General features: G+C 67.1%; 3 protein-coding genes. All 3 read left to right on the forward strand.

The genetic code is table 11. The features are described from left to right. Positions 1–134, forward strand: a 134-nt coding sequence (locus DBR34_RS23255) for a class I SAM-dependent methyltransferase (RefSeq protein WP_258223960.1), incomplete at its 5' end; no start/stop codon positions are given. Positions 135–202: 68 nt separating this feature from the next. After that, positions 203–1,066, forward strand: coding sequence for a GGDEF domain-containing protein (locus DBR34_RS14610; RefSeq protein WP_128097330.1), 864 nt, complete (start codon positions 203–205; stop codon positions 1,064–1,066). Between the two features lie 83 nt (positions 1,067–1,149). Next, positions 1,150–3,075 (forward strand): M1 family metallopeptidase, encoded by a 1,926-nt coding sequence (locus DBR34_RS14615; RefSeq protein ID WP_128097335.1) that lies wholly within the window; start codon positions 1,150–1,152, stop codon positions 3,073–3,075. Positions 3,076–3,141 lie beyond the last annotated feature (66 nt).

The following is a 3,141-nucleotide window of genomic DNA, read 5'->3' on the forward strand; positions in this document are numbered from 1 at the left end:
TGGCCGAGAGCATCCGCAAGCACCCGCCGCAGGAACAGCTCAAGACCATGATGGGCGAGGCGGGCTTTGCGCGCTGCCATTACAAGAACCTGACCGGCGGCATCGTTTCGATTCACTCCGGCTACAAGGTTTGAGACACCGGTCCAGTTCCCGCTGAGGGAGCTGGTCCACACTGCGGGCAGGCTGTCAGAGAGGGCCTGCCATGCGTCTGTACCGCGGCCTGGCCCGCGTGTTTCCCCGGTCGTTCAGCGCCAAGCTGATGACCGTGGTGTTCATCGGCGTGCACGTGCCGCTGCTGGTGCTGCTGGGGTGGATGGCCATGAGCGGCCACTACCAGCGCGACACGATGTGGACCGTGGTGGGCGTGGTGCTGGGCGCCACCGTGGTGGGCACCGCGATGGCGATGATGGCGCTGTACCGGCTGATGGCGCCGCTGCGCCAGGCCGCCGATGCGCTGGAGGCCTACTATGACGAACAGCGCCTGCCGCACCTGCCCGACCTCGGCCATGACGAAATCGGCCGGCTGTTGCGCAGCATCAACCGCAACCTGCACGGCGTCGATGCCGGCCTGCGCGACCTGCGCCGCAGCGTGCTGCTCGATCCGCTCACCCAGGCACTCAACCGTCGCGGCTGCGAGCAGGCCCTGGCCGACTCGGCGCGGCTGGCACAGTCGCGGCGGCAGCCGTTGAGCCTGTTCGTGGTGGACCTGGACAACCTGAAGCCGATCAATGACGCGTACGGCCACCTGGCCGGCGACCAGGTGCTGGTCCGGCTGGTGGAGTCGGCGCGGCAGTGGCTGCAGCCCGGCGACTGGATCGGGCGTTGGGGCGGGGATGAGTTCGTGCTGGGCGTGCATGCCAGCCATGCGGTGGCCTGCGTCCGGTTGCGCCACTGGCTGGCGTCGCTGGCCGCCGAGGGCGGTGAGCAGACCCCGCTCAAGGCCAGTGCCGGCGGCGCGGCCTATCGACCGGGCGAAGACCTGCGCGAGGTCTACCGCCGCGCGGATTCGGCGATGTACCGTGCCAAATACGCCGGCGGCGCGCGGCTGCTGTGCGAGCCAGACTGAATGCGCAGCCCGGGGTGCCAGCGCTGTGGGGTGGGCGGACAGGGGGTAAACTGGTGGTTTCACCCTGATCGGTCCCGATGTCCATGCGATCTCCGTTCCTGCTCATTCCCCTTGCCGTGGCGCTGGCCGCCGGCTGTTCCAAAGAAGCTGCAGCCCCCGCTGCCGCGCCCACTGCCACCGCACCGGCGAGCACTGCCATGAAAGCCGACAGCCGCAGCCACGATGAAAGCTCCTACGCCGAGCCGGACAAGGTCGTGGTCAAGGACGTGGCGCTGGACCTGAAGCTGGATTTTGACGCCAGGCAGATCGGTGGCACCGCCACCTACACCCTGGAGTGGAAGGACAAGGCGGCCAAGCAGCTGGTGCTCGACACCCGCGAGCTGAGCGTGGAGAAGGTCGAGGCGATCGGCGCCGACGGCACGGCATCGCCGCTGCAGTTCGTGCTGGCTCCGGCCGACAAGGTGTTCGGCAGCAAGCTGAGCATCGACGCGCCTGCGCAGCCGGCCAAGGTGCAGATCACCTACCACACCGCCCCGACCGCGTCGGGCCTGCAGTGGCTGGAGCCGTCGATGACCGAGGGCAAGAAGCTGCCCTTCATGTTCAGCCAGTCCCAGGCCATCCACGCCCGTTCGTGGGTGCCGCTGCAGGACACGCCGAGCGTGCGCTTCACTTATACCGCGCATGTCACCTCGCGCCCGGACGTGATGGTGCTGATGAGCGCCGACAACGATCCCAAGGCCGCGCGTGACGGTGATTACACCTTCAAGATGCCGCAACCGATCCCGTCCTACCTGCTGGCCATCGCCGCCGGCGACCTGGTGTTCGAGCCGATCTCCGGCCGTTCCGGCGTGTGGGCCGAACCGACCATGGTCGGCAAGGCCGCCAAGGAATTCGAAGACACCGAGAAGATGATCGGTGCCGCCGAGAAACTGTACGGCCAGTACCGCTGGGGCCGCTACGACATGCTGGTGCTGCCGCCGTCGTTCCCGTTCGGTGGCATGGAAAACCCGCGCCTGACCTTCGCCACCCCGACCGTGATCGTGGGCGACAAGTCGCTGGTGTCGCTGGTGGCCCATGAACTGGCGCACAGCTGGTCGGGCAACCTGGTGACCAACGCCAGCTGGAAGGACATCTGGCTCAACGAAGGCTTCACCACCTACGTGCAGGGCCGCATCACCGAAGCGCTGTATGGCCAGGAGATGGCCGAGATGGAGCGCGAGATCGACCAGAACGACCTGCTGGCCGAGATCAAGGACAAGAGCCCGGCCGACCAGGCGCTGGCGCTGCCGCCGCTGACCGAGCGTGATCCGGACGATGCGTTGAGCCAGGTGGCCTACGTCAAGGGCGCCTGGTTCCTGCAGTTCCTGGAGCAGCGTTTCGGTCGCGACACCTTCGATCCGTTCCTGCGTGGCTGGTTCGATGACCATGCCTTCCAGAGCGCGAACACCGACCAGTTCGTCGCCTACATGAAGAAGAACCTGCTGACCAAGAAGCCCGGTGCGGTCACCGACGCCGAACTGAAGGCATGGCTGGACGAGCCGGGCATCCCGGCGTTCGCGACCAAGGCACGCTCGCGCAACTTCTCCATCGTCGACACCGCGCGCATTGCCTGGCAGGGCAGCAACACCCTGCCGAACGTGCAGATCACCGGCGAGTGGGGCACCCAGGAATGGGTGCACTTCATCGACGGCCTGGGCAAGACCCTGCCGCTGGAGAAGCTGGCCGCGCTGGACAAGGCGTACCACTTCACCGGCACCGCCAATGGCGAAATCGCGATGCGCTGGTACCCGCTGGCCATCCGCAGCGGGTACACCGAGGCCAATGAACCGGCCGCGGCCTTCATCGAGCGCGTGGGCCGTCGCAAGCTGATCCTGCCGATCTACGCCGAACTGGTGAAGACCCCCGAAGGCCTGGCGTTCGCCAAGGCGGCCTTCGAGAAGGCCAAGCCGGGCTACCACCCGATCACCACCGCGTCGGTGCAGGACATGCTGGACAAGGCAAGCAGGTAGTGCCGGCCGCTGGCCGGCAACTCAGCCCAGCCAGCACCGCGCGACGCAATGCCTGAAAAACGGCGG

The organism is Stenotrophomonas sp. HMWF003, from assembly GCF_003061285.1.
Lineage (GTDB): Bacteria > Pseudomonadota > Gammaproteobacteria > Xanthomonadales > Xanthomonadaceae > Stenotrophomonas > Stenotrophomonas maltophilia_AP.